This window comes from Candidatus Accumulibacter vicinus, from assembly GCF_000584955.1.
Taxonomy (GTDB): domain Bacteria; phylum Pseudomonadota; class Gammaproteobacteria; order Burkholderiales; family Rhodocyclaceae; genus Accumulibacter; species Accumulibacter vicinus.
This window is the reverse complement of sequence record NZ_JDSS02000039.1, coordinates 12,289-15,624: the sequence shown is the minus strand read 5'-3', so window position 1 is coordinate 15,624 and position 3,336 is coordinate 12,289. Positions and strand designations below refer to the sequence as shown.

Annotated in this window: 8 protein-coding genes; all 8 read left to right on the top strand. The window is 57.9% G+C overall.

The features are described from left to right. The first annotated feature begins 175 nt into the window (after positions 1-175). The gene (locus CAPSK01_RS23790; RefSeq protein ID WP_273703977.1) at positions 176-385 is read left to right on the top strand and encodes a hypothetical protein; all 210 of its coding nucleotides are present in this window, start codon (positions 176-178) and stop codon (positions 383-385) included. Further along, a complete protein-coding gene (locus CAPSK01_RS17390; protein ID WP_034929673.1) occupies positions 369-632 on the top strand; it encodes a hypothetical protein in 264 nt (87 codons plus the stop codon). The genes CAPSK01_RS23790 and CAPSK01_RS17390 overlap by 17 nt, the downstream gene beginning before the upstream one ends. After that, positions 629-823, top strand: coding sequence for a hypothetical protein (locus CAPSK01_RS23785; protein WP_273703976.1), 195 nt, complete (start codon positions 629-631; stop codon positions 821-823). The genes CAPSK01_RS17390 and CAPSK01_RS23785 overlap by 4 nt, the downstream gene beginning before the upstream one ends. Beyond that, the gene (locus CAPSK01_RS17385; RefSeq protein ID WP_273703975.1) at positions 820-1,203 is read left to right on the top strand and encodes a hypothetical protein; all 384 of its coding nucleotides are present in this window, start codon (positions 820-822) and stop codon (positions 1,201-1,203) included. The genes CAPSK01_RS23785 and CAPSK01_RS17385 overlap by 4 nt, the downstream gene beginning before the upstream one ends. Continuing rightward, a complete protein-coding gene (locus CAPSK01_RS23780) occupies positions 1,200-2,201 on the top strand; it encodes a DUF3102 domain-containing protein (protein WP_273703974.1) in 1,002 nt (333 codons plus the stop codon). Before CAPSK01_RS17385 ends, CAPSK01_RS23780 begins: the two co-directional genes overlap by 4 nt. Then, complete coding sequence (locus tag CAPSK01_RS17375; RefSeq protein WP_034929669.1) at positions 2,198-2,452, top strand: hypothetical protein; 255 nt, start codon at positions 2,198-2,200, stop codon at positions 2,450-2,452. Before CAPSK01_RS23780 ends, CAPSK01_RS17375 begins: the two co-directional genes overlap by 4 nt. Next, on the top strand, positions 2,449-2,757 hold the full coding sequence (locus CAPSK01_RS17370; protein ID WP_034929667.1) for a hypothetical protein: 309 nt from the start codon (positions 2,449-2,451) through the stop codon (positions 2,755-2,757). Before CAPSK01_RS17375 ends, CAPSK01_RS17370 begins: the two co-directional genes overlap by 4 nt. A gap of 1 nt (position 2,758) precedes the next feature. Then, the coding region (locus CAPSK01_RS23775) for a hypothetical protein (protein WP_273703973.1) at positions 2,759-3,336 on the top strand (578 nt) is incomplete at its 3' end.

The following is a 3,336-nucleotide window of genomic DNA, read 5'->3' as shown; positions in this document are numbered from 1 at the left end:
GCCTGCGTCCTCACTTCCTGAAGTCTGGGCGGCGGTGGTTCGGGCGCTGGCGCTGGAAGCGGCGGCAGCCGATGAGGCGAATGTTGAAACACAACGCGCCGCATAGGAAGGGCCTGAAGAGGGCCTGAAGAGGGCCTGAAGAGGGCCTCATTTTCTGATTCTTCAGCGGGGCGTTATGCCAGAACTGGATGCGACTCTGATGTTCTCGGCGGCGGAAATAGCGCTGTTTGAGCGCATTGCGCGGCGTAGGAACTGCACGTTCGATGAGGCGGTGACGTTCTATTTACGAGCGGCGCTCGCCGTTGAACCGGATGTTGATGAGGCCGAAAACATCCTTTTTTTCCCTGGATTCGAGATAGGAGAAGCTGATGGTCATTCCTCTTGAAGTCGCCATTGGCAGGCTGACTGGCCTGCTGCACTGCCAGACCCATCAAACGCCGCTGTACCGCGAAGCGCCAGAGGCGTTTGATGTCTGTCCGCACTGCAAGCGCCAGGTCATTCCGTACTGGGACCATGGCGACGGCTATGTCTTTCCCGGCGATTGGCAATGCCCGGAACACGGCTCGGTGACGCCGATGAAAAGCGCCGTAGCCAATACGCATCCCTACGTCCCCGACTGGAGCGCCGCATGACGAAACCCCTCATCACCACCTGCAACGGATGGAGCCAGCAAAAAGTCGGCGGGCGTTGCCCGAAACGCGACAGTTGCCGCCGCTTTTTAGAACGCGATCCCTCGCCGAACGCGGGATACCCGCAAGACGGGTTCCTCTGCACCGTCGGGGCGTGGGGATGGTTTTGGGATGCCGAGCGGGAGCCTGAATGAGCACCAAAAACCGAGTAAAGACGCTGAATAAAATAGAAGCGCTGACGGGATTGGAAGCGGCGCTCGCATACAACGATACCGTATCCAGTATTCGCGCCGTCAACGATACCATCAAAGAAAAGTGGGTGGGCTATGTCGATCCGGCAGGCAATAAAGCCTCATCGCCTAACAGCTTTATGACGCTGCGGAAACACTGGAATCGAAAGTTTGGAATTGGCGGCGTGAAAGACCTGATCGGCGATACGGAGCGTTCCCTGTTGTACGCGCTGGCGAATCATCGCGCTAATCGGGCGATTCAGGAGGGCGTCCAACAGGAGCGTTTACGCCCGGAAATCCGGGAGGCCACCTACCGGGAATTTGAAAAGGTGAAAGGGCTATGAGTGAGTTAACTCAAGTGGGATTTGATTATGCGGCGTTGCCGGTAGATGCAGCGCTGACGGCCCGTGCGGCTGCGGAACGCATCAAGCTGCGCCTCAAGCGCACAGTTGAGGACATCATTGAGATTGGCCGAGAGTTGGCGGCGGTTAAGGAAGAATTACCGCATGGGCAGTTTTTGCCGTGGATCGCGGCTGAGTTTGAGATGAGCCGCCAAACCGCTGATAACTTCGAGGCCGTTTATAAGCGATTTGGCAACGGGAAATTGCTAAATTTTAGCAATTTGAAACCGTCTATTCTCTACGCCCTTTCCGCCCCGTCCACTCCCGAATCCGTGATCGACAAAGCCGTCGCCAAAGCCGAATCCGGCGAAAAGGTGACGGTTGCGGACGTGAGGGATTGGAAGGCGCTGGAAGCGGAACTTGAAATTGAAAAGCGCCGCAACCGCGAATGGATGGAACAGAGTAAGGCGAACCGCGACAAGATTCGGGCGCTGGAACTGGACTTGAGCGCCGCTCTTGACCGGCCTGTTCCTAAACCTGAAATCCAAGTCGTTGAGAAAACCCCCGCTGATTACGAAGCCTTCAAAGCCCGCGCAGTCAGCATGGCGGAAGAAATAGCAACTCTTAAAAAGAAGCAAGTCGATCTGGTTCAGCAGCAAGTGACCGCTAAATTGCGCGAACGCGAGAAAGAGATTGCGGAACTGGATCGGCAGGTCAGGTCTGCTGAAGCCCTACTCGCGTCGCTCAACCAACAGATCGACAGCTATTCCTCGATTGAGCGCATGACCCGGCTGCAACGCGACCTGATCGAGAAAACCCGCTCGGCGCTGGTGGATTTAGCGTCGCACCTGGAAGGGTTGACCCCGCTCGAAAACGACCCGGAAACCGACCGGCTGTGGGATGCGTTGGCCGACATGCTGCGGAATGGCGCGGCAGCCGTGGAGTATTTTCTGGGCAACGCCAAGCCCGCCCTGACTGTCATTCGAGGCAGCGCCGCATGATTGAAGAGAAACCGCCGCATTACAAAACGACGCCCGCGCCGGACGCGCAGTACACGGCAATGAAACTCCAGCCGGTGGAAGTGATGCATTCCTGGCTGACCCCTGAGCAGATGACCGGGTATCTGCTGGGCAATGTCATTGAATGCCTGGGCCGCTTTAACTGCCAAGCTCCCGGCAAAGGCGGCCTCCCCGATCTACTGGCGGCGAAGGATTGCCTGAATCAGTTAATCCGTTGGGAAGGGCGGGAATGAAATCACAGGGATTATTTCATTATGGCGACATTCGAGCCATGGCGCATACCGATCAGATGGTGGCCGATCTAAAAGCAATGGCCGATGGCTGGCTGGCGTGTGCTGATGCGGATCAGGCGGACATTAACCGCTATGACGCCGTAGAGGTGGATGCATTGCCGCCAGCGGGCGAGGCAATGATTGAATCACCGGAAGACCGCGCAAAGCGGTTTCGGGCGATTCGGGAGATGCGGGTCGTGGCGGTACAGGTGCGGCGCAATTGCGCGGTTGAGTTGCAGCAGTATCTGGCAAGAAATAGGAAATAGAATGAACACACTGACGTTTTTAGCGCCTGCTCACGGCCAACCGGCGAGAAAGGTCCATCGGTGGGTGGAGATGGGCGCGGTGCGACTGCTGAAAACGGACAGCTACGGCCAGGCGGTGCAGTTTACCCACTGTGCGGAGTGGTTTGGGGACATCGAGCATGTCCTTGCCGTGTTACTCCGGCAGTCGGCCCGCAATGCGTTTTTGATTCGCGGCACGGTGCGCCCGGACGCGCCGAAAGTGATTCAGCGAACGCTGAAGAAGGGTGAAAACCCGTTCATTCTCGACACGCCGTCGCTGGTGATTCCCGTAGACCTGGACCGCGAGATCGCGCCGGATGGGCTGGATACAAGCGACATTCTGGCGGTGGGCGATTATCTCCGTAGCCGATTGCCGCTCGAATTGCAGGATGTCTCCTGCGTGGTACAGTTATCGGCGGGCTATGGGCTGTGGAATTACCGCCCTTCCCCCCCCCACCTGAAGGCGCGGCTCTGGTTCCTGAACGATCAGGCTCTGACCGGCGCGGAACTGCGGCGCTGGTTCAAAGCGCACAACAAGCGCGGCGGATGCGCGCTGATGGA

Bases quoted from the DNA above. Each gene is read 5' to 3' on its own strand.
- CAPSK01_RS23790 (WP_273703977.1), top strand. From the start codon at position 176: ATGCCAGAACTGGATGCGACTCTGATGTTCTCGGCGGCGGAAATAGCG.
- CAPSK01_RS17390 (WP_034929673.1), top strand. From the start codon at position 369: ATGGTCATTCCTCTTGAAGTCGCCATTGGCAGGCTGACTGGCCTGCTG.
- CAPSK01_RS23785 (WP_273703976.1), top strand. From the start codon at position 629: ATGACGAAACCCCTCATCACCACCTGCAACGGATGGAGCCAGCAAAAA.
- CAPSK01_RS17385 (WP_273703975.1), top strand. From the start codon at position 820: ATGAGCACCAAAAACCGAGTAAAGACGCTGAATAAAATAGAAGCGCTG.
- CAPSK01_RS23780 (WP_273703974.1), top strand. From the start codon at position 1,200: ATGAGTGAGTTAACTCAAGTGGGATTTGATTATGCGGCGTTGCCGGTA.
- CAPSK01_RS17375 (WP_034929669.1), top strand. From the start codon at position 2,198: ATGATTGAAGAGAAACCGCCGCATTACAAAACGACGCCCGCGCCGGAC.
- CAPSK01_RS17370 (WP_034929667.1), top strand. From the start codon at position 2,449: ATGAAATCACAGGGATTATTTCATTATGGCGACATTCGAGCCATGGCG.